This window comes from Streptomyces sp. NPDC107454, assembly GCF_055582885.1.
This window is the reverse complement of sequence record NZ_JBVJPA010000004.1, coordinates 297,494-323,327: the sequence shown is the minus strand read 5'-3', so window position 1 is coordinate 323,327 and position 25,834 is coordinate 297,494. Positions and strand designations below refer to the sequence as shown.

Genomic DNA, 25,834 nt, shown 5'->3' with positions numbered 1-25,834 from the left:
TCGGCTCAGGACAAAAGTGTCTGCCCCCGGCACGGGGTGCCAGGGGCAGACGCGGGCGGACACGGCCGGACAGGCCGAGGCCCGGCCCGAAGGACCGGCCCTAGGCCTGGAGGCCCGGGAGAACTCCGGTGACGGGTGCGACCAGGTCGGTGACCTGGTGCAACTGATTGAGGTCGTTCAGGCGGTTGAGTCCGCCCAGTTGCTGGGAGACGCGCGGGATGTCGGCCTGGTGCTCCGCGGGGATGTCGCTGACGGCGAGCGCGTCGAGCTGGGTGATCGGGTTCAGCTTCCCCGCGTCCGGGGCCTCGGCCGCGGACGCCATCGGCGCGGCAAGGCCCGTGACACCGACGGCGAGACCAACGGCGGCGACCATACGTCGTGTTGAGATCATGCTTGCAGCAACGGTCCCGGACGGCGCGCGGTCACGGCCGTCCCCCGCTCCTCACCCGAGAGGCGCATCCCACCGGCTGGGCTTGCCGTGGGCCATGGGGCGGAGGACGCTCGGTAGAGAGGCCCTTCGCGGTCCCCTCCTTGGCGGACCGCGGCCTTCCGAGGAGGTCGACATGGGCACCATGGCAGGCCCCGCCTTCGACACCGAAGCGCTACGCCGGGGCATAGAGGGACACAGTGCGGCGGATCTCCTGTCGCTCTACGCGGACGACGCGGAAATGACCATCGTCGACCGCAACACCCAGCCAAGCCACCCGATGATCAAACACGGTCGCGGCGAGATCGCCGAGATACTCAACGACGTCTACAGCCGCGACATGACCCACAAGTTGGAAGAGTGTGTCGTCCAGGGCGACCACGTCGCGTTCACCGAGTCCTGCCAGTACCCGGACGGCGTGCGGGTACTCGCCAGCTCGATGATCTCGCTGCGGGACGGCAAGATCGTCGAACACACGCTGCTCCAGGCATGGGACGAGTAGGAAGGAACTGGCCGAAGGTCCAGATCAACTCTCGCCTGACCTGGACCTTTTCGGCGAAGGTCGCGATGGGTCGCTCGCGCTCGCAGCGGCCTCTGCTGCCACGACCAGTTTCCGCAGCAGGTCTGCGAGCGTCCGCTTCTCTGCTGGAGTCAGTACTGCGAGCAGCGCGTTCTCACCCCGGTCCTCCGACACCGCGTGCTGTTCGAACGCGGCGTATCCGGCGTCGGTGAGCCGCACATCCACACGACGCCGGTCGGCCGTGTGGTGGGTACGGGCGATCAAGCCGTCCTCCTCCATCGGACCCAGCCGCGCCGACAGTGCGCCGCGGGTCAGCCCGAGCATGTCGGCGAGCTGCGAGGGGCTCGCCGCGTAGGGCGGGCCGAGTCTGCGCAGCATCAGCAGCACCTTGAACTGCCAGTGCTGCAGCCCGTCGGAGTCGAGCACGTCCCGACGGGCCTGAGCCGCGTGCCGGGCCAGGATCGCGAGCCGGACGAAGATCTCCTCCTTGACCGGGTCCATCCAGTCGAGTTCCTTCGCCCAGACCGCGACGTGCCGGTCGACCGAGTCCGCCGCCGACGCCCGCCCCCGAGCGGACTTCGGCTCTTCCGCCCTCACGTCTCCCGCCTTCACGTCTTCCATGCGCCACTCCGTAGATAGTTTTCTTGTGGATAGTTTTTCTGATTACTACTTTCCCTGCCATGACGAACACCGCAAGTACCCTTCGTACGGCCGTACCGCTCGACGAACTCATCGCTGTAGCAAGGGAGTTGAGGATCGGCGCTCGTTGGGAACGCGCTACGCGCCTGCTCGACTCGGCCGAGGCGTCCGATCCGAGGTCCCGTGCCCGTCTCGCCCTGGCCGCCGCCGAAGTAGCCCTGGAGAGCGACTGGTTCGGCGGGACCGCCCTGGCGGGGCCACGGCTCGCCGCCGCCGAGGAATTCGTCGAGGTCCTCGGCGCGAGCCCCGGCGGGAACCCCGCCCATGAGGCGCACTCCGGCATCCGCTGGGATCTGGACTTCCTCCGGCTGCGCCACGGCTACCTCGGGCAGGTGCGCGTCGACGGTGTTTTCCGTGCCGGACCCGAAGGCAAGGACCCGGACGCGCTGGCCGCCCTCCGCACACACGCCGAGCGGCTCCGCGGCCGGGCCCCGGACGAGGTGCGCCGGGGCTGGGCCGAGATGTATCTGGGCCTCGTCGCCGACAATCTCTTCGCCGAGCGGGACGTCGCGCCCGGCCACTACGAAGCCGCGCTGCGTGCCGGTGAAGCGGGTGAGGCAGGTGAAGGCGGCTCACACGACTGCGGTGACGATCTGCTCGTCCGTGAAGCGCTGCGGCACCTCGGCGATCACGACCACGATCACGGTGACCACGCACGGGCACGGGAGCGCTGGAGCAGGGCGACCGAGCTCGGCGCCCGGGCCGGGACCGTCCCGGGCACCCTCTCTCAGCAGCTGCTCCTGGCGGTAGTGGCGCGCGACGCGGGCGACGAGGCCGGTGCCGTCGCGCTGGTCCGCGAGATCGCCCGCTGGGCCAGGGCCATCGGCGCCGTGACCACCGAGGCACAGGCCAGGGGGTTCCTGGCCGGGGTCGACCCGACGGCGCCGCCCGCTCCCGCCGAGTCGGACAGCTGATCGTACGAGCTACTCTGGTCGCGGGCCGTGACTGGCGCTGAGGTGGAATACCACCGGGGAGCGGCCTGACGAACGGGTCTTTGCCGCGCGCCTGGGCGATTGTGTCAGCGACGCTCAGGAGTAGCTCATGTCCCAGGCCCAGCTCATGGACGGCGCGGGTCTCGCGCGCCGCGTCGTCGAGGAGACCGCGAAGCGCTCGGCCGCACTCACCGGGCGCACGGGGATGGCTCCGTGTCTCGCGACGGTGCTGGTCGGCGAGGATCCCGCCTCGGTCACCTACGTCCGGATGAAGCAGAACCGCAGCCGCAAGGCCGGCATCGAGTCCCGGCACGTCGCCCTGCCCGCCGACACCACCACCGCCGAGCTGGTCGACACGCTGAAGGCGCTGTCGGGCGACCCGACCGTGCACGGCATCCTGCTCCAGCACCCCGTCGGGCCGCACATCGACGAGCGGGCGGCGTTCGAGGCCATCGCGCCGGAGAAGGACGTCGACGGGGTGACGCTCAGCTCGTACGCGGCGATGAGCTTCGGGCTCCCGGGGTTCGTGTCCTGCACCCCCGGCGGCATCATGCGGCTGCTCGACGCGTACGACGTCGACCCGGCGGGCCGGCGCGCCGTCGTGGTGGGCCGCAGCGCGATCCTCGGCAAGCCGGTCGGGATGCTGCTGCTCGGACGCGACGCGACGGTGACGTACTGCCACTCGCGGACGACCGGTCTCTCCTCGGTCGTCCGCGAGGCGGACATCGTGGTGGCCGCCGTGGGCCGGCCCCGGCTGATCCGCGGTGAGGACATCAAGCCGGGAGCCGTCGTGATCGACGCGGGTTACAACGCCGGGAACGTCGGCGACGTCGACTTCGACACCGCCCGCGAGCGGGCCCGGCTCATCACGCCGGTGCCGGGCGGTGTCGGTCCGATGACGATCGCGGTCCTGCTGGAGCAGACCGTGACCGGGGCCGAGCGCCAACTCGGCCTCCGGTAGAGCGTTTCGGCCTCACCTACCGCGTTTCGGATTCCGCTACAGCGTTTTGGGTTCGCTCACGGGACGTCGGTCCGCTCAACGCATCCACGCGCTGTACGACATCACGTCCCCGGCCTTGACGCCGTACTCGGGATCGTCCTTGGTGACGGTGTCCTCGATCCCGAGTACGGCGCCGCTCCTCGGGTCGAGGACCAGCATCCGGCGCACGGAGTGCGCGGCGTCCTCGTACACGTACGCCTGTCCCTGCCTGCCCAGCCGGTCGGTGACCGCTCCGGCCGGGCGCAGGCCCTTCGCGTCGGCGAGGACGCGGACGAGCGCGGCGTCCTCACGGGCACCCAGCGTCCAGTTGTTCAGCAACTCGGCAACAGCATCGAGAAGTTGGGATGTACCCATGGCCTCGACGCGGTCGATCTCCTCGAGGTAGGCGCGCAGCCGCTCGGCGTCGTGCGGCGGCCGGGCCACCGGCGGGGCGTCGCTCCAGCTCGGCGGGTAGGTCTGCCGGCTGAGGACGTGCCCGTCCTCGACCGTGCGGGGGACGGGGTCGGCGTCGGTGACGACCGGCCTGCCCGGATGACGGGGGTCGGTCGCCACGACGAGTTCCGTGTGACTGCCGTCGGCCTTCCAGCGGACCACGCGTTCCGCGGGGAGGGTGATCGGCGGCCGGGCCCCGGGCCCGGAGGTCAGACTCATGCTCCAGGTCTGTACGTGGGTGCCCTGGACGAGCCGCTGCGAGCCCGCGGAGGCGGCCACTCGGTCGGCGAGCCGGTCCAGGGGTACGGGGGTGGAGCCCGCCTCGACGATCAGCGGGCGGGGTGCTGCCACGGCCGGGGTGGTGGTCGATCCCGACAGCGTGAGCGTCAGGACGACGACACCGACGGCGGCCGCGGTGCCGACGCTCCAGACCCAGCGGCGCAGCGGGCGGGGGCTCTTGCGCTGCCGTTCGCCGTGCAGCAGGTGGTTGAGGCGGCGCTGCGCGTGCTGGTCGAGGGGGCGGTCGTGGAAGCGGGGGTCGGTGGCCGGCACCGGGTTGGCGCGGCGCAGGATGTCGAGTTCGTCAGCCATGGCCGTGCTCCTTCGGGGCGTCGCGGCGGGGCGAAGCGGTGCCGCCGGCCACGGTGATGTGCATACGGTCGATCTCGGCTCTGAGCCGGCGGCGGGCGCGGTGCAGGCGCATGGCCGCGGCGCGGGTGCCGCAGCCGAGGGCGACGGCGACCTCGTCGACGCCGAGTTCCTCCCAGGCGGTGAGGCGCAGTACCTCCTGGTCGGCCGGGGAGAGCCGGGCCAGCGCCTCGTGCACCCAGTCGCCGGGCGACGCGGAGTCGGGGCTGTCGACGACCTGTCTGCCGTGCGCGCTCTCGTCGTTGCCGATCCGGTCGAGGAGCCTGCGGCGGCGCCCGTAACCGCGTACGGCGTTGGCCAGGCAGTGCCGCGCCACCCCGTACAGCCAGGGAAGCGGGGACGGCGGGAGGTCGGACCGGCGCCGCCAGGCGACGGTGAAGACCTCCGCCACCACCTCCTCCACATCACTGCCCCGGCCGTCCAGTCGCCTCGCCACGTAGCGGCTGACCGCCCAGTAGTGCTCGCGATAGGCAGCGGCGAAGGTCTCGTCGTTGCTCATGATCCGTAAGTGTCCGGCAGGTGCGCGATCGTCACAGGTGCGGGTGTGACGCTCGTCGCTTCCTTCAAGTGTGACGGCGGGGCCGGCGGCGGACACAGGCGGGGCATGGAAAGCACCACAGTGACGACGCCGCCCGCAGCGCTTCCCGCGCGTGCGCGGCGTCCTGGACTCGCCGCGGTGAAGTGGCTGACCACCACGGATCACAAGACGATCGGCACGCTGTATCTGGTCACGGCGTTCGGCTTCTTCTGCGTCGGCGGGGTGATGGCGCTGCTGATGCGCGCCGAACTCGCCCGGCCGGGGCTTCAGATCATGTCGAACGAGCAGTTCAACCAGGCGTTCACGATGCACGGCACGATCATGCTGCTGATGTTCGCGACGCCGCTCTTCGCCGGTTTCGCGAACTGGATCATGCCGCTGCAGATCGGCGCGCCCGACGTGGCGTTCCCACGGCTGAACATGCTGGCGTACTGGCTCTATCTCCTCGGCTCGCTGATCGCCGTGGGCGGATTCCTGACGCCTCAAGGAGCGGCCGACTTCGGCTGGTTCGCCTACGCGCCGTTGTCGGACGCGGTCCGCTCGCCCGGTGTCGGCGCCGACATGTGGATCATGGGTCTGGCGCTCTCGGGCTTCGGCACGATCCTCGGCTCGGTCAACTTCATCACCACCATCATCTGCATGCGCGCCCCCGGCATGACGATGTTCCGCATGCCGATCTTCGTGTGGAACGTGCTGCTCACGGGTGTTCTGGTGCTGCTGGCCTTCCCCGTGCTCGCGGCGGCACTGTTCGCGCTGGAGGCGGACCGAAAATTCGGTGCGCATGTGTTTGACGCCGCCAATGGCGGAGCCTTGCTATGGCAACACCTCTTCTGGTTCTTCGGCCATCCAGAGGTGTACATCATCGCTCTACCATTCTTCGGCATCATCTCCGAAGTCATCCCGGTGTTCTCCCGCAAGCCGATGTTCGGCTACATGGGCCTGATCGCCGCGACGATCTCCATCGCCGGTCTGTCCGTGACCGTGTGGGCGCACCACATGTACGTCACCGGTGGCGTACTGCTCCCGTTCTTCTCCTTCATGACGTTCCTCATCGCCGTACCGACAGGCGTGAAGTTCTTCAACTGGATCGGAACGATGTGGAAGGGGTCCTTGAGTTTCGAGACCCCGATGCTGTGGGCGACCGGCTTTCTGATCACCTTCGTCTTCGGCGGTCTGACGGGTGTGATGCTCGCCTCGCCGCCGATGGACTTTCCGGTCTCCGACTCGTACTTCGTGGTGGCGCACTTCCACTACGTGATCTTCGGTACGGTCGTGTTCGCGATGTTCTCCGGATTCCACTTCTGGTGGCCGAAGTTCACCGGCAAGATGCTCGACGAGCGCCTCGGAAAGATCACCTTCTGGACGCTGTTCGTGGGCTTCCACGGCACGTTCCTGGTGCAGCACTGGCTGGGTGCGAACGGAATGCAGCGCCGTATCCCCGACTATCTGGCGGTGGAGGGCCTGACCGCCCTCAACACCATCTCGACGATCTTCTCCTTCCTCCTCGGGAGTTCCCTCCTGCCGTTCTTCTACAACATCTGGAAGACCGCCAAGTACGGCGAGAAGGTCGAGGTCGACGACCCGTGGGGCTACGGCCGCTCACTGGAGTGGGCGACGTCCTGTCCCCCGCCGCGCCACAACTTCCTCACCCTGCCGCGCATCCGCAGCGAGTCCCCCGCCTTCGACCTGCACCACCCGGAGATCACGGCCGCGGCCGCACGTCTGGAGACGCCCCGGAAGGAACTGCGATGACGACGATGGACGATCGACCGCCGGCCTCGCGGGCACTCATCGACGAACTGGAGGGCCATCTGCTCATCGAGGCCACCAAGGCCGAGGGGCGGGCGGAAGCGGCTCGTTTCACCCATTCCCTCGCCTGCCTGACGGACACCCAGCGCGAAGAGGTGGAAGAACGCTTCGCGGACACCTATCTGGCCCTCACCCGCCGCTCCTGGGAACGGACGGCACGGCGCGGCCGGGAACTGCGCGCCGAGTACGAGGCGAGGTACCGCGCGCTGCGTCGGCGCCTTTGCGCGGTGTTCCTTCTCGGTGCCGCTTTCGCGCTGGTGACCGTCGATGCGGTCAGCAGACGGTGACCTCGCGAGCGAGGTCGGCACGCAGAAGCATCCCGGACGATTCGTCCACCAGATTCCGCATCATCGACAAGTAGGGCTCGTCGCCGCCCAGTTCGTCCAGAATGCGGTGCGCTTCGCCGCGGAACTCGTTGACGTCGTCCTCGTAGCGCCCAAGAACGCCCGGTGCCAGAAGGGTGTCGATGAGTTCCGCTCGGGCGTCACGGGAGTTCCTCGCGTCGGCGTGCAGCCGAGGGCACATGCCAGGAGATACGTCACCGTGCCGTTCAGAAGGTCCTCGTTGCGGCCTGACAGGATGTCTTCCTGGTCGTTGAACATCTGCCACAGGATGCCGAATGCATCGCCGAAATCCCGCCAGAGCTCCACTCTCTCCTTCTCGGCACCCGCCAATTCGGCGGCCATCGCGGTGACCATCTGGCCTTCGGTCGCGACGATCCAGCACTTCACGATCTCGGCCGACAGGGCGCCGCGCACCGATTCCGGGACGGCCTGCGTCTGGACGACGAGCAGAGGGAGCGAAGTCCCGCTGACGAGTGCGGCGAGCAGCGCCTCAGCTCCGCCGAGGTCACAGGTCGTTCCGGACCGTGCCGCGGCCGCTTCGCCCGCGCCGGCCTGCTGGTCGCCATCGGCCTCGTCCACAGGGCCACTTGGTGGGGACCCGCTCTCGGTGCTGCCGCTGATCGTGCATGCCGTGGAGACGGGCGCGCCCGAACCGGCCGTGCCGCTGGCCGACCGCGGCACGCACCGCGCCGGCCTCAGGGGACTCCGAGGTGGGGCTCTGCCCGTCGGCCAGGTGGTCGAGACTCCCGATGGGACCTTCATCGTCGGTTTTCGGTGGACATCGACGCGGAGATGGAGACCACGCTGGAGAGACCCTGGTCCCTCCCCCGCACCCGTCCTACCTCCGGAGGACGTGCCGGGCCCTCGGGCCGCGCAAGCCCACGGCTTCCCCCGGTCATGGGCTGCCGGCAGGGGCATCCTCGCGCGGAGGCGGCCCCACTGCGCCGAACCCGTGGGGACGGGGAGCGGCGCGCGGTTCCCGAACCCGGTGGCGGATCCCCGGGATTCACCGCCGGGTTCGAGGACGCCTCGACCTGCGCCCGGCACGACACGGCACGGCACGGCACTCACGGTGAGGTCACGGCGTCGGCTTCCGGCCCCTACGGGTTCCACCCCGCCGGTCGCAGGATCCCCAGCAGCTGACGGACCAGTTCCTCGACCACCTCGTCGAGCGTCGCCGCCACCCAGCCGGCGCGCCAGTCGTGCAGAAGGCCGTTGACGCTGCCGATGAAGGCGGTGGCGGCGATCCGGTAGTCGCGCGGCACCGCCTCACCGCGGTCGGCGGCCGCGGTCGCCTCGGCGCAGATGAAGTCGACCCAGCGTGCCCGACGGGCGAGCCGCTGCTCCTCCAGGCGCGGACTGACGCCGATGATCTCGACGAAGGTGATGCGGATGCGGCGCGGGTCCGCCGTCACGTTCGCGGCGTAGGCACGGAAGATCGCGGTGGCGCGCTCGGCGAGCGGCAGGTCCTGGGCGTCGGCGAGGGCGGCCAGAGCCGCCTGCTCGGCCCAGTCGTTGACCTGGAGGTGGAGGGCGGCCAGCACGTCCTCGAGGGTGCGGAACTCCTCGTAGAACTGACGCGTCGACAGTCCCGCCGCCTCGCTCAGCGCCGCGATGGTCGTGGATCTGAACCCCGGGCTGTCACCGAAGAGTTGGAGCGCGGCGGCCAGAAAGCGCGAGCGTCGCTCGGCCTGCCGTTCCGCGGCGGTCCTGCCTCCGTAACGGCCGGTCGGCTGTTTGATCCTGCCCGCCACGCGTTCCTCCCTCGCCGGAGGGACGAACCGTTCGCCCCTCCGATGATTTTGTCGTGCACGGACCCTTGTGGAGAGCACCGGTCCTTCCTTACTTTCCAGTAAGTCCATTGTGAACGCAGTCGTGTTCAGACTTTTCTGCACCCGCACCCCCCGCCTACGACAAGGGACCCACCATGTCTGCCCTCAGACCCAGACACCTCTGTACGCTCGCCGCCGCCGTCGCCCTCACCTTCACGCTCGGCGGTGCGGCGACCGCGGCCCCCGCGCGGACCGCCGCGCAGACCGCCGCGGCCGACCTGCGCGAAGTGATGTTCGTGGGCAACAACTGGGACGGCACCGCGGACGTCATCAAGTCCACCGGTGACTTCGCGAAGATCGGCCGGATCAACGTCGTCCCGGACAAGGACGCGCGGATGGCGGCGATCAACGCCGATCCGATCAAGTGGATCTACTTCCAGGCCATCCGCAACGGCGTCGGCGAGGGCCACGACCAGCTCGTGGACGACATGTACTCCACGCCCGACGGCAAGTCGGTGGTGGTCTCCCGCCCGAGCTTCGCCGATGTCGTCTCGATCGACCTCGCCACCGACAAGATCAACTGGCGCTTCCCCGTGGCCGGTTACCGGTCCGACCACATGGCCGTCTCCCCCGACGGCACCCGCGTCGCGGTCTCCGCGTCGACCGCGAACACCGTGCACGTGCTGGACATCAACACCGGCAAGCAGCTGGGCTCCTTCGGCACCGGCGACAAGCCGCACGAGAACATCTTCACGCGGGACGGCAAGTACATCTGGAACATGGCCATCGGCGATGTGAACACCTCGCTCGACGACCCGTGGCTGGACTGGACGAAGGGCGACCGGCACATCACCGTCGTCGACGCGACCACCTACAAGCAGGTCAAGGTGATCGACATGCGGCAGCGGCTGGACGCGATCGGTCTCACGGACTTCTCCGACGCGGTCCGGCCCGCCGTCTTCAGCCCCGACGAGTCCAAGCTGTACTTCCAGGTGTCGTTCTTCAACGGCTTCCTGGAGTACGACGTGGCCTCCGACCGGATCACCCGGGTGAAGACCCTGCCGATGAACCCCGCGACCAGCACCGACCGCACGACCTGGGTCAACGACTCGCGCCACCACGGCATTTCGATGAACCCGTCCGGCACCAAACTGTGCGTCGCCGGAACGATGGACGACTACGCGACCGTCGTCGACCGGGCCACCCTCCAGGAGGGCCCGCTCGTCACCGCCTCGAAGCCGTACTGGGCGACCGTCAGCGGTGACGGCAAGGACTGCATCATCTCCGAGAGCGGCGCCGACCAGGTCACCGCCATCGACTTCGCCACCGGGCAGAAGACGGTGTCGGTGCCGGTCGGCGACCACCCCCAGCGTGTTCGCCTCGGCCATGTGGAGGCGAACTGGACCGGCCCTTCGACTAGTTGCCCGTCGACGCGGCCCATGAGTTCAGTTCGGAACGGGCCGCGCTCAGCAGATCGACGGACGGGGCCGTCGCCCCGTTCGTGACCAGCGCGTAGTGCAGGGTCCCCGAGTCCGGTGCGGTGAGCAGCAGTCGGCGACTGCCGGTGCCGCCCGGCTCGGGGGCCACGGCGATCGGGGTGGTCGTGGTGTAGGCGGGCGGGGAGATCGTCGCACCGAGGTCGGAGACCACCGTCGTGGACGCGGTCGGGAAGGACGCCGGGAGATGGAGTTCGGTGGGAGCGCTGCCACCGCCCGAGCGCCACAGGAGCAGCCCGTACTGGCCCGATCCCACCAGTTGGGAGACGTGCGGCAGGGACGACGGAACCGGGTTCCAGGTCAGGGTGGTGGAGCCGTCCCGGGAACGGTCCTCGTAGGTGAAGGCGACGGTGCTGCCCGAGGTCGCGCTCGGATAGAGCCGGTCGAGCAGGCGGGCGTCCTGACGGAGCGCGGCCGTACCGGAGTCGTCGAGGCGTACGGCCGAGAGGTCCTCGTCGTTCCAGGCGTCGCCGGAGGTGAGGACCTTGCTCGCGTTGCCGTTCATCAGCTCGTGATGGCGGCCGCTGTAGATGTCCCACTGCCACTGGGTGCCCGAGAGCACCGGGCCGGAGGACGCCGGTCTGGTCCACCAAGTGGACCCCGGCAGGCGGGAGTCGAGGGCCTGGTACATCGCCTTGTCGACCGTGGGGGCCTTGCCGGAGACCGTTCCCGACAGCGGATGGCCGAACTCGCTGACGATGGCCGTCGTCCCCGCGGCCGAGGCGCGGTCGCGGACCGTACCGAAGTCGGTGGCGTACTGGCCGTCCGCGGCATTGCCCCACATGAGGATGCCCGAGATGGCCTTCTGGTCGTAGAAGTGGGTGTTGAAGACATAGCGCGGCCCGAGGGTGCCCGCGTCGAGCAGGCCGCCCTCCTGCTTCTGGGAGTCGATGTTGGAGTTCCAGAAGAGGTTGGCTTCGACGAAGGCGGGCTTGTCCTGCCAGCCGGCCGCGTCCATCCGGGCCCGGAACTTCACATAGAACGGCCAGAGCAGGTCCCGCTCCCAGGTGCGGCTGGTCTGCCCGGAGTCGTAGGTGCCTGCGTACGGCTCGTTGAACGGGTCGAAGCCGACGAGGCCCGCGAACTGGGCCGTGGTGAGGTGCTGTCTGACGTAGGTCATGGTGGCCTGGGCCGTGGTGAGGAAGGCGTCCTGGACGCCGTACGCGTTGTGCCAGAAGTCGTACTGTGCCTGCTTCACGGCCCCGTTCTGGGTGATGTTCTGCCCCCAGAAGAGGCAGATCCCGCAGGACTCGCTCGGGTAGTTTCCGGCGTCCACGGCCCACTTGGGGGCTCCGTCGCCGGTGTACCAGCTGCCCGAGTTGAAGAGGTAGCGGGAGTAGAGGTCCTGGTGGAAGTCGGGATACACGCGGATTCCGGCGTCGAGGAAGGCACGTATCTGGTCGGTGACGGCGGCGAGGTAGGCGGAGTCGACCTGCCCGCGTACGGGTTCGGCTTGGGCCCAGGAGAGCAGGAAGCGCACGGAGTTGCCGCCGCCGAGGGCCCGCAGGGCCGTCGCGGACTTCTTGGCGTCGGCGACCGAGGCGAAGGGCAGACCGCTGTTCTCTTCGAGTTTCGTCTCGCCGGAGACGTTGTAGCCGCGCAGGACGACCTCGCGGCCGAGGCCGTCGAGGAAGCGGCCCTTGTCGACCGTGAGAGTGGCCGCCGCGGGCGCGTCGAACCACAGGAAGTCGGGGAGTCCGTCCGCGGCGGCGGGCTGGGCGCCCACCGCCGAGAGGAAGCCGGTGAGGAGCACGAGGACGCCGAGCAGACGCGCACGTAACTTCGACATGTCCACAACATTCGCGGGTGCGCAAGTGGGCGTCAATACTTCTGACTCCAGAGTAAGTTTCAGGTTCTGAAGACCTTCTGAAGACCTTCTGGAGATCTTTTGGGGAGACGTGTCGCCTTGTGCGGGCTCAGGCACCGACCCGCCGCGTCACGTTCAGCAGGTACTCCTTCCGGTCCAACGGGTTGAGGTCGGTGCGCGGACGGTCGGGGACCGTGCCCCGCAGGACCGGCGCGTAGTGATCGAAGGCGCATTCCAGCTCGCCCTCGCCGCGGGTCAGCCCCGGCAGTTGCCGCTCCAGCCCATGGACCCGGGCGACCGGGATCCGGCCCTCCAGCACGAACGAGACGCCCCGCAGCTCGGTGGCCCCGGCGACGGCTCCCTGTTTCGCGAGCACGGGCAGCACCGCGCCCAGCGTGTCCGCCGGGGCCTCCAGCCTGAAGCGGTGCATCGGCTCGTACACCTGGGTGCCCGCCGCCCGCAGCGCGTCCATCACCACCAGGGGGGTCAGGCCCCGGAAGTCGGCGCCCGTGCTGGACATGCTCTTGTCGAAGCCCTGGTGGGCGTGGCTCTGCCGGGGCCAGTAGCCGGAGTGGGTCATGGTGACCGTGCAGTCCGTCACCTGCCAGCCGTGGATTCCCTGCGCGAGCGTCTCCTTCACGGTGTCCTCGACCGCCTTGAAGAACGCGTACGGCATCGCTCCGAGCTCGACCTCCAGCCGGAACTCCACCCCGGAGCCGACCGGGGCCGGATCGACGCGCAGGCCGACGGTCGCGAGAAAGGGATGGAGACCTTTCTTGATGAAGTCGACCGCAGCGCCGCTGCCGAGGGGCCGCTCGATGCACAGGGGTGTCGTCTCGCGGAACAGGACGTCGATGCCGAACTCATCGGCCAGAGTCGCCTGGATGACCTCTTTCTGCACCTCTCCGTAGAGCGAGACGGAGATCTCCTTGCGCGTCTCGTCCTGGCGCACATCGATCAGGGGGTCCTGCTCGGCCAATTGGGTGAGGGCGCCGTGCAGTGCGCCGCTTTCGGCCGGACGGCAGGCTTCGACGACGGTTTCGAGGGTCGGGGGCGAGAAGTGGTGCTCACCGGCCGACGACTTCCGCGGTACGCCGATGGTGTCACCGATCCGGATGTCCGCGAGGCCCCAGAGCTTGCCGATCCGCCCCGCCGCGACGGACATCTCGCGCGGCGCCGCACCCCGGTCGAAGACACTGATCGCGGTGACCCTGCCCTCCTTGCCGTCACCCAGAGGCAGCCGGTCGCGCGTCCGCAGCGTCCCGGAGAACATCCGGGCGTACGCGATCTTCTCCCCGGCGGGCCCGCGCTCGACCTTGAACACGCTGCCCGACAGCGGGCCGTCGGCATCGGCCTCGGCGCGCGGCAGCAACTCCCTGATCCCCACGATCAGTTCGTCGACCCCCGCGCCCGTCACGGCCGAGCCGAAGAACACCGGATGGACCAGGGCCTGCCCGGTCTGCCGCACCAGAGCGGCGCGGATCAGGTCGTACGACACCCGGCCCTCGACGTACGCGGCGAGCAGCGCGTCGTCGTGCTCGGAGAGCAGGTCGAGCAACGGCGCGCCGAGCCGCGCCTCGTCGAACAGGCCGAAGCGGGCGTCCCGCGTGCCCTGCGCCCGGACCTCGCCCATGGGGACGATCGCCGGGGTGAGCCGCGCCGCGACGGCGTCGAGCACGCGCTCGGGACACGCCCCGCCACGGTCGATCTTGTTGACGAAGACGAGCGTGGGGATGCGCAGCCGCCGGAGCGTCCGCATCAGCACACGGGTCTGGGCCTGCACGCCCTCCACGGCGGAGATCACCAGCACGGCGCCGTCGAGCACGCTCAGCACGCGCTCCACCTCGGCGATGAAGTCCGGGTGTCCCGGGGTGTCGATCAGATTGACGGTCACGTCGTCGACCGCGAAGGAGACCACGGCGGACTTGATCGTGATGCCACGCTGCCGCTCCAGCGCGAGGGAATCGGTCTGGGTGTTCCCGTCGTCGACGCTGCCGATCTCGTCGATGACTCCGACCGAATGCAGCAGCCGCTCGGTCAGGCTTGTCTTACCGGCGTCTACGTGCGCCAGGATTCCCAGGTTGAGCATATGCACCGGGTGTCATGTCCTTTGGAGTGGGAGTGATTCCTTCCTGGGTGGACATGAACGGTGTGGTGCGCATCGCTGCTCCCTGATCTTGGTGGACGCTTCGCTCTCAGTGGAGCAGGCGGCCTCGCTCGGCAGCAACGGATTAACGCTCAACGAATCCCCGCCGCAGCACTCGCCGCCCTCCCCGCCCGGCCCTAGAGTGACGCACACCACGTAAAATGACTGATACCCCTCACCTGGCTCTCCGGGAGGGCACATGACCCGCATTTCGGTGAAGGTGGACGGCACCACGTACGAAGACGAGGTCGAACCCCGCCTTCTCCTGGTCCACTATCTGCGCGACCACCTGGGTCTGACCGGCACCCCGATCGGCTGCGACACGTCGAACTGCGGGGCCTGCACGGTCGACCTGGACGGGGAGACAGTCAAGAGCTGCTCGGTCCTCGCCGTCCAGGCGGACGGGAGCGAAGTGACCACCATCCAGGGGCTGGCGCACGACGGTGAGTGGCACGCGCTCCAGAAGGCCTTCCACGAGCGGCACGCGCTCCAGTGCGGCTACTGCACCCCCGGGATGATCATGGCGGCCCGCGATCTGCTGCGCGAGAACCCGGCCCCCGGCCCGCAGGAGGTACGCGAGGCCCTGGAGGGCAACCTCTGCCGGTGCACCGGCTACCAGAACATCGTGCGCGCGGTCCTCGCCGCCTCCCGACAGGAGGTCTCGCCGTGACGGACCAGATCGTCGAACGCGAGGTCGGCCGCTCCCGGCCGCGCAAGGAGGACGCCCGTCTGGTCACCGGGCAGACCAACTGGACCGACAACATCAACGTCAACGGACTGCTCCACCTGGCCATCCTGCGCAGCCCCATGGCACACGCCCGGATCGACCGGATCGACGTCGCACCCGCCCGCGAGCGCCCCGGCGTGGTCGCCGCGTTCACCGGCCAGGATCTCGCCGAGGGCCTCGGCTCACTCCCCTGCGCCTGGCCGGTCACCGAGGACATCGTGCTGCCCGACCACCCGCCGATCGCGGCCCGCGAGGTCCGGTACGCGGGAGACCCGGTGGCCGTCGTCGTGGCCCGCGACCGGTACGCGGCCGCCGACGCCCTGGAGGCCGTCGAGGTCGACTACACACCCCTGCCCCCGGTGCTCGACCTGGAGGCCGCCCTCGCCGAGGACGCCCCACTGGTGCACTCCGACAAGGGCACCAACCGCTGCTACGTCTGGCCGCTGGCCACCGGCGAGAACTACGCGGCCGTGCGGGAGCGGGCGGACGTCGTCCTGAAGCGCCGCTACCTCCAGCAGCGGCTCATCCCCAACGCCATGGAGCCGCGCGCCGTCGTGGTCACCCCGCTCGCCGCCTCCGGCGAGTACACCGTCTACTCGGCCACCCAGATCCCGCACATCCTGCGGATCATGCTCGCCGTCGTCACCGGCATCCCCGAGCAGAAGCTGCGCGTGATCGCTCCCGACGTCGGCGGCGGCTTCGGCTCCAAGCTCCAGGTGTACGGCGAGGAGGCCCTCGCCCTGACCGTCGCCCGGCGGCTCGGACGGCCCGTGAAGTGGACCGAGTCGCGCTCCGAGGGCTACCTCGCGACCCACCACGGCCGCGGCATGATCCAGGACATCGAGATCGCCGCCACCAGCGAGGGCAGGCTGCTCGGCCTCAAGGTCGACCTCCTCGCCGACATGGGCGCCTATCTGATGCTCGTCACCCCGGGCATCCCGATCCTGGGCGCCTTCATGTACCCGGCGATCTACAAGATGGACGCGTACGACTTCACGTGCACCGGCGTCTTCACGACCAGGACGCCGACCGACGCCTACCGCGGCGCGGGGCGCCCCGAGGCGACGTACGCCATCGAACGGATCATGGACGAGCTGGCCGTCGAACTCGACCTGGATCCCGTCGAGTTGAGGCGGCTCAACTGGATCAGGCACGAGGAGTTCCCGTACACGTCCGTCGCGGGTCTGACCTACGACAGCGGCAACTACGAGGCTGCCACGGACAAGGCGCTCGCCCTCTTCGGATACGACAAGCTGCGCGCCGAGCAGGCGGACCGCAACCTGCGCGGCGACTCCGTACGCCTGGGCATCGGCGTGTCCACGTACACCGAGATGTGCGGGCTGGCGCCCAGCCGGGTGCTGCGTGACCTGCGGTACGCGGCGGGGGGCTGGGAGGCGGCGAGCATCCGCATGCTGCCCACCGGCAAGGTCGAGGTGGTCACCGGCACCAGCCCGCACGGGCAGGGCCATGTGACCTGCTGGAGCCAGATCGCCGCCGATGTGCTCGGGGTGCCCTTCGAGGACATCGAGGTGGTGCACGGCGACACCAGGGCGGCGCCCCAGGGCATGGACACCTACGGCTCGCGCTCGCTCGTCGTGGGCGGGGCCGCGGTGCACCACGCGGCGCGCAAGGTGGTGGAGAAGGCGCGGAAGGTGGCCGCGCACCTGCTGGAGGCGAGCGAGCACGACCTGGAGTTCACGCACGGCGTGTTCTCCGTGAAGGGCTCGCCCGAGGCGCGCAAGACCATCCAGGAGGTCGCCTTCGCGACGTTCTCCTCGCACGACCTGCCCGACGGCATGGAGCCCACCATCAACGCCGAGCACCTGGTCGACCCGGACAACTTCTCCTATCCGCACGGCACCCACCTGTGCGCGGTCGAGGTCGACACCGAGACCGGACGGACCACCATCCGCTCGTACGTCTGCGTCGACGACGTCGGCAGCGTCATCAACCCGATGATCGTCGAGGGGCAGGTGCACGGCGGGGTCGCGCAGGGCATCGCGCAGGCGCTGTACGAGGAGGCCGTGTACGACGACGAGGGCAACCTCGTCTCGGGCACGATGGCCGACTACCTCGTGCCCTCGGCGGCCGACCTGCCCGAGTTCGTGACGGACCGGACGGAGACACCGGCGACATCGAATCCCCTGGGTTCCAAGGGAGTCGGAGAGTCGGGGACCATCGCCTCCACGCCCGCCGTCGTCAACGCGATCGTGGACGCGCTGCGCCCGCTCGGAGTGACCGAGGTGAGGATGCCCTGCACGCCGCAGCGGGTCTGGGAAGCCCTTCGGTCCGCTCGGGCGGCGGACGGGTCCGCCCGCTCCGGTGAGGAGGCGTCGGCATGATTCCCCCCGCATTCGACTACGTGCGGCCCGCGAGCGTCGACGAGGCCGTGCGCACCCTCGCGGACGCGGGCGAGGACGCGAAGGTGCTGGCCGGCGGGCAGAGTCTGCTGCCCCTGCTCCGGCTGCGGCTCGCCTTCCCCGAACTGGTCGTCGACGTCGGCCGGATCCCGGAGCTGCGCGGGATCCGCGAGGACGCCGGCACGCTGGTCATCGGCGCGATGACCTCGCACCACGACGTCATCCGCGATCCGCTGGTGCGCCGGCACGCCGGACTCCTGGCGGCGGCCACCGCCACGGTCGCCGATCCCGCCGTACGCCATCGCGGCACCCTCGGCGGTTCGCTCGCACACGCCGATCCGGCCGGTGACCTGCCCGCCGTGGTCCTCGCGCTCGACGCGACCCTGATCGCGGTGGGACCGGAGGGGCGGCGCGCGATCCCGGCCCACGAGTTCTTCGTCGACTATCTGCAGACCGCGCTGCGCCCGGACGAACTGCTGGTGGAGGTGGAGATCCCGTCGACCGAGGGCTGGGGCTTCCACTACGAGAAGTTCCAGCGGGTCGCGCAGGCCTGGGCGGTGGTCGGCGTGGCGGCGCTCGTCCGGCGGGACGACGGACACCTCGCCGAGTCCCGGATCGGGCTGACCAACATGGGCTCCACGCCCCTGCGGGCGACGTCCACCGAGGCGGCGCTCACCGGCGCCGACGCCGAACCGGGCGCGGTGGCACGGGCCGCCGAGTCGGCGGCGGAGGGCACGCGTCCGTCGTCCGATCCCTCGGGCTCACCCGAGTACCGCGCGCACCTGGCCCGGGTGCTGACGCGACGCGCGGTGCTGGCCGCCCTGGAGTAGCGCCCATGCACGAGGTGAGCGGTCCGGCGGAGGTGCGGGCCCGCCTGGAGAAGACGGGCTATCTCGTCGACGACGGGCTGGCCGTGGCCTGCTTCCTGGCGCTGCGGCTGCACCGGCCGCTGTTCTGCGAGGGCGACGCGGGCGTGGGCAAGACCGCGCTCGCGTCCGCCCTGGCCCAGGCGATGGACGCTCCGCTGATCCGGCTCCAGTGCTACGAGGGCATCGACGCCTCCCAGGCCCTGTACGACTGGGACTTCCCGCGTCAGCTGCTGCACCTGCGGGCGGCCGAGGCGGCGGGCGTGACGGATGCCGACCGGCTCGAAGGGGAGCTGTACGACCGGCGGTTCCTCGTCACGCGTCCGCTGCTGCGGGCGCTGGAGACCCAGCCGTCGGTGCTGCTGGTCGACGAGATCGACCGCGCGGACGACGAGTTCGAGGCGTTCCTGCTGGAGCTGCTGTCCGAGTACACGATCACCATTCCGGAACTGGGCACCCTGCGGGCGCAGCTGCCGCCCGTCGTGGTGCTGACCTCGAACCGGACGCGCGAAGTGCACGACGCGCTGAAGCGAAGGTGCCTCTACCACTGGTTCGACCATCCCGGGTTCGCCCGTGAACTCGCCATCGTGCGGAGGCGGTTGCCGCGGGTCACGGAGCGGCTGGCCGAGCAGGTGACCGCACTCGCGCAGGCTCTGCGCGCCGAGGACCTGGTCAAACCGCCCGGGGTCGCGGAGACCATCGACTGGGCGGAGGCCCTGGACGCGCTGGGGGCGAGCGAGGTGGACGCGGAGCTGGCGGTGGCGACCCTGGGCTCGGTGCTGAAGTACCGGGAGGACGCCGAGCGGGCACGGGGGCTGGATCTGGCGGCGATCCTCGCGGCACGGGAGACATGAGCGGCGTGAACGGCCGGGACGGCGTGAACGGCGGGGACAGCCGGGACGGCCGGGAGGGCGTGAACGGCGGGGACGGCCGGGACGGCGCAGACGGCCGGAACGGCGGGGAGGACGCAGACGGCCGGGACGAGGCGGGACAACGCCGTACCGTCGACGCGTCCGCCGTGGTCGTCGGGTTCGCCCGCGCGTTGCGCGCCGCGGGCGTCGACGCCTCGCCCGACCGTGTGCAGGCCTTCCTGGGCGCGCTCGACGTGCTCGATCCCGGTGCGCGCTCGGACGTGTACTGGGCGGGACGTCTCACCCTGTGCGGGAGCCAGGACGACCTGGAGCGCTACGAGCGGGTCTTCGCGGCGTACTTCGGCGGCCGGCCCGGCGGCGCCCCGGCCCGGTCCGCTCCCCCGCCGCGGACCCGGACGGTCCTGCGCGGCGCCGGTACGGTGCCCCGCCCGGCGGCGCGGGCCGAGGACGCCGTACCCGTGGCCGTGCTGGCCGACTCCACCGACGTACTGCGCCATCGGGACTTCGCCGAGCTGACCGCCGCCGAGCGCGACCAACTGCGGCGGCTGCGGGCCGCGTTCACCCTGCGCGGCGAGGCCCGGCGCACCGCACGGCGGCATCCGGCCCGGCGGGGCGCCGTCGATCCGCGGCGCACGGTACGGGAGTTGCTGCGCGGCGGCGGGGAGCCGGCGCGGCTGCGGCACCGGGCACGAGCGGACCGCCCGCGCCGGGTGGTGCTGCTCGTGGATGTGAGCGGCTCGATGGGGCCGTACGCGGACGCGCTGCTGCGTTTCGCGCACGCGGCCCTCCACGGCCCCCGCATGGGTGGGACCGCACGGGGCACCCGCACGGAGGTCTTCACGATCGGTACCCGGCTGACCCGGGTGACCCGTGAACTGGCGCACCGGGATCCCGACACGGCCATGGCCGCGCTCGCGGCGGCGGTGCCGGACTGGCGTGGCGGCACCCGGTTGGGTGAGATGCTGCGCGGCTTCCTGGACCGGTGGGGGCGGCGGGGCATGGCGCGCGGAGCGGTGGTCGTCGTGCTGTCCGACGGCTGGGAGCGTGGCGATCCGGCCCTGCTCGCGGAGCAGATGCGCCGCCTGCACCGGCTCGCGCACCGGGTGATCTGGGCGAATCCGCGCAAGGTCCGACCCGGTTACGCGCCCCTGGCCGGCGGGATGGCCGCGGCGCTGCCGAGCGTGGACGCGTTCGTCGAGGGACACAGTCCGGCCGCGCTGGAGCGGCTGGCGGCGGTCGTGAGAGGAGCGGACTCTTGAGTGGGACGCACCCTGTGGTGAGCGGAGCGAGCGATGCGTGAGATCCTCCCGGCGCTGGAGCGGTGGTACGCGGCGGGCTCCCCCTTCGGGCTCGCCACGGTGGTCTCGGTCAGCCGCAGCGCGCCCCGGGACCCGGGAGCCGCCATGGCCGTAGGGCCCGGCGACGAGGTCGTGGGCAGTGTGTCCGGCGGCTGTGTCGAGGGGGCGGTGTACGAGCTGGCGCAGGAGGTGGTGGCGTCCGGCGAGGCCCGTCTGGAGACCTTCGGGTACAGCGACGAGGACGCGTTCGCCGTGGGACTCACCTGCGGCGGCGAGATCACCCTGCTCATCCGCCGGGTGACGCCCGCCGAGGACCCCTCGTTCGCCGCGGTGGCCGACTCGGTGGCCGCCGGCCGGCCCGTGACGGTGGCGACGGTGATCGGGGGACCGGCGCCGCTCGGGGCCACGCTCGCGGTGTGGCCGGACGAGGTGGCCGGTTCGCTGGGCTCCACGGGTCTGGACGTGGCCGTCACCGCCGACGCCCGGGGTGAACTGGCCCAGGGCGCCACGATCCGGCGGCACTACGGGCCGCACGGCGAGCGCCGCGAGGACGCCGTGACCGTCTTCCTCCATTCCTTCGCGCCGCCCCCGCGCATGCTGGTCTTCGGCGCGATCGACTACGCGGCGGCGGTGGCCCGCATCGGGGACTTCCTCGGCTACCGGGTCACGGTGTGCGACGCCCGCCCGGTCTTCGCCACCGCGAAACGGTTCCCGGCGGGTGTGGAGGTCGTCGTGGACTGGCCGCACCGCTATCTGCGCGGCACGAAGACCGACGCGCGCACGGTGATCTGCGTCCTGACCCACGACCCCAAGTTCGACGTGCCCCTGCTGGAGGAGGCACTGCGCCGCCCGGCCGCGTACATCGGGGCGATGGGCAGCCGTCGTACCCACGACGACCGCAGGAAACGGCTCATCGACGCCGGTCTGTCGGAGGGCGAACTGTCCCGGCTGCGCTCGCCGGTCGGGCTCGACCTCGGCGCCCGTACGCCGGAGGAGGTGGCCGTGTCCGTCGCCGCGGAGATCGTCGCACTGCGGTGGGGCGGCAGCGGGGCGCCGCTGACGGCGACGGGCGGGGCGATCCATCCCGGTCCCGTCGTTGCGCCTGCCGGACCCGTCGATACGCCTGGAGGAGAGCAGCATGGAACTGCATCATGAGTTCACCGTCCCCGTTCCCGTCGACGACGCCTGGCGGGCACTCCTCGACGTCGAACGGATCGCCCCGTGCATGCCGGGCGCGACGGTGGACGACTACGACGGCAAGACCGTGACCGGTTCGGTGAAGGTCAAGGTGGGGCCCATCACGGTGACCTACCGGGGCACCGCCGTCTTCGAGGAACAGGACGAGTCCGCGCACCGGATGGTACTGATCGCGAACGGCAAGGAGACCCGCGGCCAGGGCACGGCACGGGCCACGGTCACGGGCACGCTCGCCGAACGCGACGGCGGCACGGCGGTGTCGGTGCGGACCGATCTGACCGTCACCGGGCGTCCGGCGCAGTTCGGTCGCGGCGTCATGGCGGAGGTGGGTGACAAGCTGGTCGGGCAGTTCGCGGAGTGTCTGGCACGGCGCCTCGGGGAACCGGCCGAACGAACCGAGTCACCCGAGCCGGTCGAACCGTTCCAGTCGGCGCGACCAGTCCCACCGGTGCCGCCGGTCCAACGAGTCCAACCAGTCCAACCGGTCGAGCCGATCGACCTGTTGCGGACCGCCGGGCCTCCGGTCGCCAAACGCGTGGCGGTCGCCGTGGCCACCGCCGTACTGGCACTGGTCTTCGTGCGCATCCGACGGCACCGGCACGCCTGAGTGCCTCAGCCGGGGTCGACGCGGTGCAGGGTCACCTCGGTCAGCTGTCCTTCGGCCACGGTCGCGGTCATGTACGTGTGGTGCGGCTGGCGGCGGCGGTCGGTCGGGGAGCCCGGGTTGAGCAGGCGCAGGCCCGTCCCGGTGGTGGTGTCCCAGGGGATGTGGCTGTGTCCGAAGACCAGGACGTCGAGGTCGGGGTAGCGCTCGGCGCAACGCCGTTCGCGGCCCTGGGCGGCGCCGGTCTCATGCACGACGCCGAGGCGCAGACCGTCCAGGTCGACGCGGGCGACCTCGGGGAGGCGGGCGCGCAGGGCCGGGCCGTCATTGTTGCCGTACACCCCGACGAGCCTGCGTGCCCGCTGCTCCAGCAGATCGAGGGTGGCGGTGTCCACCCAGTCGCCCGCGTGGACGACGACGTCGGCGTGCGGGAGTTCCGCCATCAGCTGCGGCGGCAACGCCTTGGCCCGCTTGGGCAGGTGGGTGTCGGACATCAGGAGCAGACGCACGGCACCCACCCTAGGAGTGCGGTCGGGTCATCGCGAGGAGTGCGGTCGTGCCGGCGCGCGCCCTGCCGAGAACATGGACTTCCATGATCGGTTCCGCTTGAACGGCAGCTCGAACAGCTTGGCGAACAGCCACGCTCCCAGCACCGAGGCGGGCAGTGCCAGTGTCAGCGTGAACCAGAACGCGGGCAGACCCGGCGATACGAAACGGGGGGCCATCTTTCGGCAGACGATCATGACGATCGGCAGGTGGACCAGGTAGAGGCTGTAGGAGAAGTCGCCGAGGCCGCGCATGGGGCGCGTGGCCAGCAGCCGCATGAGGAACGCGGGCCTGCCGGTGGCAACCGCCGTGATCATCATGGTCATGGCGGGCGCCACGGCGAGATCGATCCAGAAATAGTGGTCCACCGTCCACACCGACCCCCTGATGACGACAAGCGCCACAACCGGCAGGGCGGCCAGAGCGGCGAGCCAGTGCCACGGCAGCCGCCGGACCTTCTCCGGCGCGACGACGATCCCCGCGCCCACCAGTCCCGCGACGAACACGGGGGCGAGGTTCGGTGTCAGCCAGTTCACGCCTTCCACCGGGGACGCGTTCGGCGCCAGCAGGCCACGCGCGATCACCAGGAGCGTCACGCTCGCGACCAGGACGACCGCGCCCAGCCGCCGTCGGACGAGAAGGAGGAGCGGAAAGACGAGATAGAGCTCCGCCTCCACGCCGATCGACCAGAAGGCCCCGTTCGGCGTGGGAGCCGTGAACACGTCCTGGACCACGAAGCCGTACACCAGAATCGATGCGCCGGTCGGCGGTCCGAAGTGCGAGGCCGGCACGACGAACCAGGCGACCGCCAGGCTCAACGCGAGTGCCGCCCAGTAGGGAGGCAGGATGCGCCACGCGCGCCGCCGCAGGAACCGGGAAGCGCCGCCGAGCTGCCAACCGTTGCGCGCCGGTGAGATGGCCAGGGAGAAACCGGACAGCACCAGGAAGAAGACCACGGCGAGACGCCCGTACATCAGCCAGCCCAGCCATGCGGGACCCGAGTTCTTGGGAAAGCCCGGCATGGTCAGAAGCCAGCAGTGGAAGAGCAACACGTAGAGCGCGGCCAGGCCGCGGAGCCCGTCAAGGCCCAGCACCTGGCCGCGACCACGCGTATCGGGCCGCTGCAGCGGTGGAGAGACGGTGAGTGGCGTTCCCATACTCTCTCTCACGTGTCGTCCCGGGCCGATGTTCAACTACCGTCCGATCATCGGTCTGTACGCCTCGGAGTCGATGCACTGGAACAGCCGACCGGGCCGGACCGCTCAGCTCAGCGTATCGACGCGGGGCCCGGCCGGGTCTCCGAGCGTCCGCGCCAGCCGCCGTATCTCCGCCACGTCCAACGCCGGGTTCGCGGCTGCCGGATGGGCCAGTTCCTCGTCGTCGAGGAGTTCCGTCAGCCGGGGCCGCGGGAGGTTCGGGTGGCGGGCCGCCGCGGCCCGTACGGCGGGGTCCGGGTCCCTGGTCAGGCGTTCCGCGACGGCCGGCGCGATCTCGGGGTCGCGCATGGCCAGGGCCCTGACCTCGGGGTCCTCGTGGTCGGCGAAGGCGGCCAGTCGGGTGGCCGGGAAGTTCGGCCGGGTGGCGAGGTGCGCGCGGTCGGAACCGGTGTACTCCAGGAAACAGCGCAGCAGCAGAGCCGCGGGGGCGTCGGGATGGTTCTGGGCGAGCGTGACGCGTACACCGAGGTCCTCGTCGTCGGCCAGGCGTGCCACGAGGTCCGGCGGGAGCTCGTGGACCCGTGCCGCCCTCCGGCGCAGCATCGGATGGGCGGAGAGGGCGTCCCGGCGGACGTCCTCGGGGGCCCGGGGCACCCCCGGTGCAGGCGAGTGGGAGAAACCGCAATCCGTGGGCACCTCGTAGTCGATCGCGGCCCGCTCCTCCTCGCTCAGCGCCGGGTGCACGGACAGCGCGAGCCGCACCTCGGGGTCGGGGTCCACGGCCAGCGCACGGCGTTCGGCGGGTCCGAGATCCGCGCGGTACGCGATGCCCTCCCGCACCTCCGGGTCCGGATCGGCTGCCAGCAGGACCACCACATCGGCGGGGAGGCTGGGGTTGCGGGCGATCATCGCCCGCTCGTCTTCACTGGCCGGAGCGGTCAGGACAAGGTCCACGACGGCTCTGGTGAGGGGCAGGTTGCACAGCATGCCGGTGCGTGCGTGACAGGGACGATCGGGCAGCGCGCTCTCCAACCAGGCCGCATCCTCGTTGTGCGTGTACAGCAGCGCCCTGTCCCGGACGCCCTCGTCGGAGTCCGCCAGCAGCGCGGCCCGGGCGTCGGCGGACAGCCACTCCCACGCGCCGACCCCCCAGCGGCGGACCTTCGCGTCCGGGTGGGTGTGCATCGTCCGCAGCAGCTCCGTGGAGATCTGCTGGTAGAAGGAACCGCCGAGTGCGTCGTTCCCGTACGTCCTGATCATGTGGACGAGCGCCTCGTCGGGCAGTGGTTCGGGCCGGTCCCGGAAAGGCATCCGGGGACCGTCGGCGAGGTGGGCGCGGACGAACCACTCCGGATCGTCGATCAGCCGTACCCGCTGGGCCGGACCGACGTGGGGATTGCGGGCGAGGAAGCTGCGGGTGTACCTGTCGGGGTGCTCGATCACCGCGTCCACGACGGCGTCGGGCAGGACCCGGTCCCGGCACAGCACCATCCGTACCGCCGCCGGACCCTCCGCGAGCAGCCGCAGCAGAACGTCCTGCGGGCTGGAGGGATTGAGTGCCAGCCCGGCCAGCCGCCGCGCGGCCAGGTCGGCTTCCTCCCATATCCGCTCAGGCGTCTTCACCATGCTCAGTGCCC

Annotated in this window: 24 protein-coding genes and 1 riboswitch; of the genes, 13 read left to right on the top strand and 11 right to left on the bottom strand. The window is 70.5% G+C overall.

From position 1 onward, the window contains the following. Window positions 1–100: 100 nt before the first annotated feature. Window positions 101–391 carry a hypothetical protein gene (locus ACZ69M_RS11705; RefSeq protein WP_470048929.1) on the bottom strand — a complete coding sequence of 97 codons (291 nt, stop codon included), beginning with the start codon at window positions 389–391 and terminating at the stop codon, window positions 101–103. A gap of 172 nt (window positions 392–563) precedes the next feature. On the opposite strand from ACZ69M_RS11705, the gene ACZ69M_RS11700 reads away from it, so the two are divergent. Beyond that, window positions 564–929: a nuclear transport factor 2 family protein gene (locus ACZ69M_RS11700; protein ID WP_470048927.1), complete on the top strand. Its 366-nt coding sequence runs from the start codon at window positions 564–566 to the stop codon at window positions 927–929. Window positions 930–953: 24 nt separating this feature from the next. Here the strand turns inward: ACZ69M_RS11700 and ACZ69M_RS11695 are convergent, their stop codons facing one another. Beyond that, window positions 954–1,568, bottom strand: coding sequence for a MarR family winged helix-turn-helix transcriptional regulator (locus ACZ69M_RS11695; RefSeq protein WP_470048926.1), 615 nt, complete (start codon window positions 1,566–1,568; stop codon window positions 954–956). 59 nt (window positions 1,569–1,627) lie between these two features. On the opposite strand from ACZ69M_RS11695, the gene ACZ69M_RS11690 reads away from it, so the two are divergent. Together ACZ69M_RS11690 and ACZ69M_RS11685 are read left to right on the top strand one after the other, a co-directional pair. Continuing rightward, the gene (locus ACZ69M_RS11690; protein ID WP_470048924.1) at window positions 1,628–2,560 is read left to right on the top strand and encodes a hypothetical protein; all 933 of its coding nucleotides are present in this window, start codon (window positions 1,628–1,630) and stop codon (window positions 2,558–2,560) included. A 17-nt stretch (window positions 2,561–2,577) separates the two neighbouring features. Then, window positions 2,578–2,664, top strand: a riboswitch (ZMP/ZTP riboswitch). Window positions 2,665–2,687: 23 nt separating this feature from the next. After that, on the top strand, window positions 2,688–3,539 hold the full coding sequence (locus tag ACZ69M_RS11685) for a bifunctional 5,10-methylenetetrahydrofolate dehydrogenase/5,10-methenyltetrahydrofolate cyclohydrolase (protein WP_470048922.1): 852 nt from the start codon (window positions 2,688–2,690) through the stop codon (window positions 3,537–3,539). Between the two features lie 75 nt (window positions 3,540–3,614). Here ACZ69M_RS11685 and ACZ69M_RS11680 read toward each other — a convergent pair whose 3' ends face one another. Continuing rightward, window positions 3,615–4,601: a CU044_5270 family protein gene (locus tag ACZ69M_RS11680; RefSeq protein WP_470048920.1), complete on the bottom strand. Its 987-nt coding sequence runs from the start codon at window positions 4,599–4,601 to the stop codon at window positions 3,615–3,617. Further along, entirely contained in the window at window positions 4,594–5,157 is a 564-nt protein-coding gene (locus ACZ69M_RS11675; RefSeq protein WP_470048918.1) for an RNA polymerase sigma factor, read from the bottom strand. Before ACZ69M_RS11675 ends, ACZ69M_RS11680 begins: the two co-directional genes overlap by 8 nt. Window positions 5,158–5,262: 105 nt before the next feature. Here ACZ69M_RS11675 and ctaD point away from each other — a divergent pair, with 105 nt between their 5' ends. Continuing rightward, window positions 5,263–6,948 carry an aa3-type cytochrome oxidase subunit I gene (ctaD, locus tag ACZ69M_RS11670; RefSeq protein ID WP_470048916.1) on the top strand — a complete coding sequence of 562 codons (1,686 nt, stop codon included), beginning with the start codon at window positions 5,263–5,265 and terminating at the stop codon, window positions 6,946–6,948. After that, the gene (locus ACZ69M_RS11665) at window positions 6,945–7,292 is read left to right on the top strand and encodes a hypothetical protein (protein WP_470048914.1); all 348 of its coding nucleotides are present in this window, start codon (window positions 6,945–6,947) and stop codon (window positions 7,290–7,292) included. Before ctaD ends, ACZ69M_RS11665 begins: the two co-directional genes overlap by 4 nt. A gap of 60 nt (window positions 7,293–7,352) precedes the next feature. On the opposite strand, the gene ACZ69M_RS11660 is transcribed toward ACZ69M_RS11665, so the two are convergent. Both ACZ69M_RS11660 and ACZ69M_RS11655 read right to left on the bottom strand, forming a co-directional pair. Then, window positions 7,353–7,928 carry a hypothetical protein gene (locus ACZ69M_RS11660; RefSeq protein ID WP_470048913.1) on the bottom strand — a complete coding sequence of 192 codons (576 nt, stop codon included), beginning with the start codon at window positions 7,926–7,928 and terminating at the stop codon, window positions 7,353–7,355. A 521-nt stretch (window positions 7,929–8,449) separates the two neighbouring features. Continuing rightward, window positions 8,450–9,103 carry a TetR/AcrR family transcriptional regulator gene (locus ACZ69M_RS11655; protein WP_470048911.1) on the bottom strand — a complete coding sequence of 218 codons (654 nt, stop codon included), beginning with the start codon at window positions 9,101–9,103 and terminating at the stop codon, window positions 8,450–8,452. A gap of 173 nt (window positions 9,104–9,276) precedes the next feature. Here ACZ69M_RS11655 and ACZ69M_RS11650 point away from each other — a divergent pair, with 173 nt between their 5' ends. Continuing rightward, the gene (locus tag ACZ69M_RS11650) at window positions 9,277–10,626 is read left to right on the top strand and encodes a YncE family protein (protein ID WP_470048909.1); all 1,350 of its coding nucleotides are present in this window, start codon (window positions 9,277–9,279) and stop codon (window positions 10,624–10,626) included. On the opposite strand, the gene ACZ69M_RS11645 is transcribed toward ACZ69M_RS11650, so the two are convergent. Then, window positions 10,538–12,406, bottom strand: a complete 1,869-nt coding sequence (locus ACZ69M_RS11645) for a cellulase family glycosylhydrolase (RefSeq protein ID WP_470048907.1) — start codon at window positions 12,404–12,406, stop codon at window positions 10,538–10,540. The two genes, ACZ69M_RS11650 and ACZ69M_RS11645, sit on opposite strands and share 89 nt — an antisense overlap. Before the next feature lie 127 nt (window positions 12,407–12,533). Next, entirely contained in the window at window positions 12,534–14,519 is a 1,986-nt protein-coding gene (locus ACZ69M_RS11640) for a GTP-binding protein (RefSeq protein WP_470048905.1), read from the bottom strand. Window positions 14,520–14,769: 250 nt separating this feature from the next. Here ACZ69M_RS11640 and ACZ69M_RS11635 point away from each other — a divergent pair, with 250 nt between their 5' ends. Genes ACZ69M_RS11635 through ACZ69M_RS11605 form a run of 7 tightly spaced genes read left to right on the top strand, consistent with a single transcriptional unit; the run spans window position 14,770 to window position 22,497 of the window. Further along, complete coding sequence (locus ACZ69M_RS11635; protein WP_054236554.1) at window positions 14,770–15,240, top strand: (2Fe-2S)-binding protein; 471 nt, start codon at window positions 14,770–14,772, stop codon at window positions 15,238–15,240. After that, window positions 15,237–17,639, top strand: a complete 2,403-nt coding sequence (locus tag ACZ69M_RS11630) for a xanthine dehydrogenase family protein molybdopterin-binding subunit (RefSeq protein ID WP_470048903.1) — start codon at window positions 15,237–15,239, stop codon at window positions 17,637–17,639. Before ACZ69M_RS11635 ends, ACZ69M_RS11630 begins: the two co-directional genes overlap by 4 nt. Then, the gene (locus ACZ69M_RS11625; protein ID WP_470048901.1) at window positions 17,636–18,487 is read left to right on the top strand and encodes an FAD binding domain-containing protein; all 852 of its coding nucleotides are present in this window, start codon (window positions 17,636–17,638) and stop codon (window positions 18,485–18,487) included. Before ACZ69M_RS11630 ends, ACZ69M_RS11625 begins: the two co-directional genes overlap by 4 nt. A gap of 5 nt (window positions 18,488–18,492) precedes the next feature. Beyond that, entirely contained in the window at window positions 18,493–19,377 is an 885-nt protein-coding gene (locus tag ACZ69M_RS11620) for an AAA family ATPase (protein WP_470048899.1), read from the top strand. Next, window positions 19,374–20,654, top strand: a complete 1,281-nt coding sequence (locus tag ACZ69M_RS11615; protein WP_470048897.1) for a vWA domain-containing protein — start codon at window positions 19,374–19,376, stop codon at window positions 20,652–20,654. Before ACZ69M_RS11620 ends, ACZ69M_RS11615 begins: the two co-directional genes overlap by 4 nt. Window positions 20,655–20,687: 33 nt before the next feature. Beyond that, the gene (locus tag ACZ69M_RS11610) at window positions 20,688–21,848 is read left to right on the top strand and encodes an XdhC family protein (RefSeq protein WP_470048895.1); all 1,161 of its coding nucleotides are present in this window, start codon (window positions 20,688–20,690) and stop codon (window positions 21,846–21,848) included. After that, window positions 21,832–22,497, top strand: coding sequence for an SRPBCC family protein (locus ACZ69M_RS11605; RefSeq protein ID WP_470048893.1), 666 nt, complete (start codon window positions 21,832–21,834; stop codon window positions 22,495–22,497). Before ACZ69M_RS11610 ends, ACZ69M_RS11605 begins: the two co-directional genes overlap by 17 nt. Window positions 22,498–22,502: 5 nt before the next feature. Here ACZ69M_RS11605 and ACZ69M_RS11600 read toward each other — a convergent pair whose 3' ends face one another. From ACZ69M_RS11600 to ACZ69M_RS11590, 3 genes are all read right to left on the bottom strand, one after another. Next, on the bottom strand, window positions 22,503–23,003 hold the full coding sequence (locus tag ACZ69M_RS11600; RefSeq protein WP_470048891.1) for a metallophosphoesterase family protein: 501 nt from the start codon (window positions 23,001–23,003) through the stop codon (window positions 22,503–22,505). A 27-nt stretch (window positions 23,004–23,030) separates the two neighbouring features. After that, the gene (locus ACZ69M_RS11595) at window positions 23,031–24,197 is read right to left on the bottom strand and encodes an acyltransferase family protein (RefSeq protein ID WP_470048889.1); all 1,167 of its coding nucleotides are present in this window, start codon (window positions 24,195–24,197) and stop codon (window positions 23,031–23,033) included. A gap of 105 nt (window positions 24,198–24,302) precedes the next feature. Then, window positions 24,303–25,823 carry a hypothetical protein gene (locus tag ACZ69M_RS11590; RefSeq protein WP_470048887.1) on the bottom strand — a complete coding sequence of 507 codons (1,521 nt, stop codon included), beginning with the start codon at window positions 25,821–25,823 and terminating at the stop codon, window positions 24,303–24,305. Window positions 25,824–25,834 lie beyond the last annotated feature (11 nt).

What these genes read in the sequence shown, in the direction of transcription:
- ACZ69M_RS11705 (WP_470048929.1), bottom strand. Translation starts at nt 391, where the DNA reads ATGATCTCAACACGACGTATGGTCGCCGCCGTTGGTCTCGCCGTCGGT.
- ACZ69M_RS11700 (WP_470048927.1), top strand. Translation starts at nt 564, where the DNA reads ATGGGCACCATGGCAGGCCCCGCCTTCGACACCGAAGCGCTACGCCGG.
- ACZ69M_RS11695 (WP_470048926.1), bottom strand. Translation starts at nt 1,568, where the DNA reads ATGGAAGACGTGAAGGCGGGAGACGTGAGGGCGGAAGAGCCGAAGTCC.
- ACZ69M_RS11690 (WP_470048924.1), top strand. Translation starts at nt 1,628, where the DNA reads ATGACGAACACCGCAAGTACCCTTCGTACGGCCGTACCGCTCGACGAA.
- ACZ69M_RS11685 (WP_470048922.1), top strand. Translation starts at nt 2,688, where the DNA reads ATGTCCCAGGCCCAGCTCATGGACGGCGCGGGTCTCGCGCGCCGCGTC.
- ACZ69M_RS11680 (WP_470048920.1), bottom strand. Translation starts at nt 4,601, where the DNA reads ATGGCTGACGAACTCGACATCCTGCGCCGCGCCAACCCGGTGCCGGCC.
- ACZ69M_RS11675 (WP_470048918.1), bottom strand. Translation starts at nt 5,157, where the DNA reads ATGAGCAACGACGAGACCTTCGCCGCTGCCTATCGCGAGCACTACTGG.
- ctaD (WP_470048916.1), top strand. Translation starts at nt 5,263, where the DNA reads ATGGAAAGCACCACAGTGACGACGCCGCCCGCAGCGCTTCCCGCGCGT.
- ACZ69M_RS11665 (WP_470048914.1), top strand. Translation starts at nt 6,945, where the DNA reads ATGACGACGATGGACGATCGACCGCCGGCCTCGCGGGCACTCATCGAC.
- ACZ69M_RS11650 (WP_470048909.1), top strand. Translation starts at nt 9,277, where the DNA reads ATGTCTGCCCTCAGACCCAGACACCTCTGTACGCTCGCCGCCGCCGTC.
- ACZ69M_RS11645 (WP_470048907.1), bottom strand. Translation starts at nt 12,406, where the DNA reads ATGTCGAAGTTACGTGCGCGTCTGCTCGGCGTCCTCGTGCTCCTCACC.
- ACZ69M_RS11635 (WP_054236554.1), top strand. Translation starts at nt 14,770, where the DNA reads ATGACCCGCATTTCGGTGAAGGTGGACGGCACCACGTACGAAGACGAG.
- ACZ69M_RS11625 (WP_470048901.1), top strand. Translation starts at nt 17,636, where the DNA reads ATGATTCCCCCCGCATTCGACTACGTGCGGCCCGCGAGCGTCGACGAG.
- ACZ69M_RS11620 (WP_470048899.1), top strand. Translation starts at nt 18,493, where the DNA reads ATGCACGAGGTGAGCGGTCCGGCGGAGGTGCGGGCCCGCCTGGAGAAG.
- ACZ69M_RS11615 (WP_470048897.1), top strand. Translation starts at nt 19,374, where the DNA reads ATGAGCGGCGTGAACGGCCGGGACGGCGTGAACGGCGGGGACAGCCGG.
- ACZ69M_RS11610 (WP_470048895.1), top strand. Translation starts at nt 20,688, where the DNA reads ATGCGTGAGATCCTCCCGGCGCTGGAGCGGTGGTACGCGGCGGGCTCC.
- ACZ69M_RS11605 (WP_470048893.1), top strand. Translation starts at nt 21,832, where the DNA reads ATGGAACTGCATCATGAGTTCACCGTCCCCGTTCCCGTCGACGACGCC.
- ACZ69M_RS11595 (WP_470048889.1), bottom strand. Translation starts at nt 24,197, where the DNA reads ATGGGAACGCCACTCACCGTCTCTCCACCGCTGCAGCGGCCCGATACG.
- ACZ69M_RS11590 (WP_470048887.1), bottom strand. Translation starts at nt 25,823, where the DNA reads ATGGTGAAGACGCCTGAGCGGATATGGGAGGAAGCCGACCTGGCCGCG.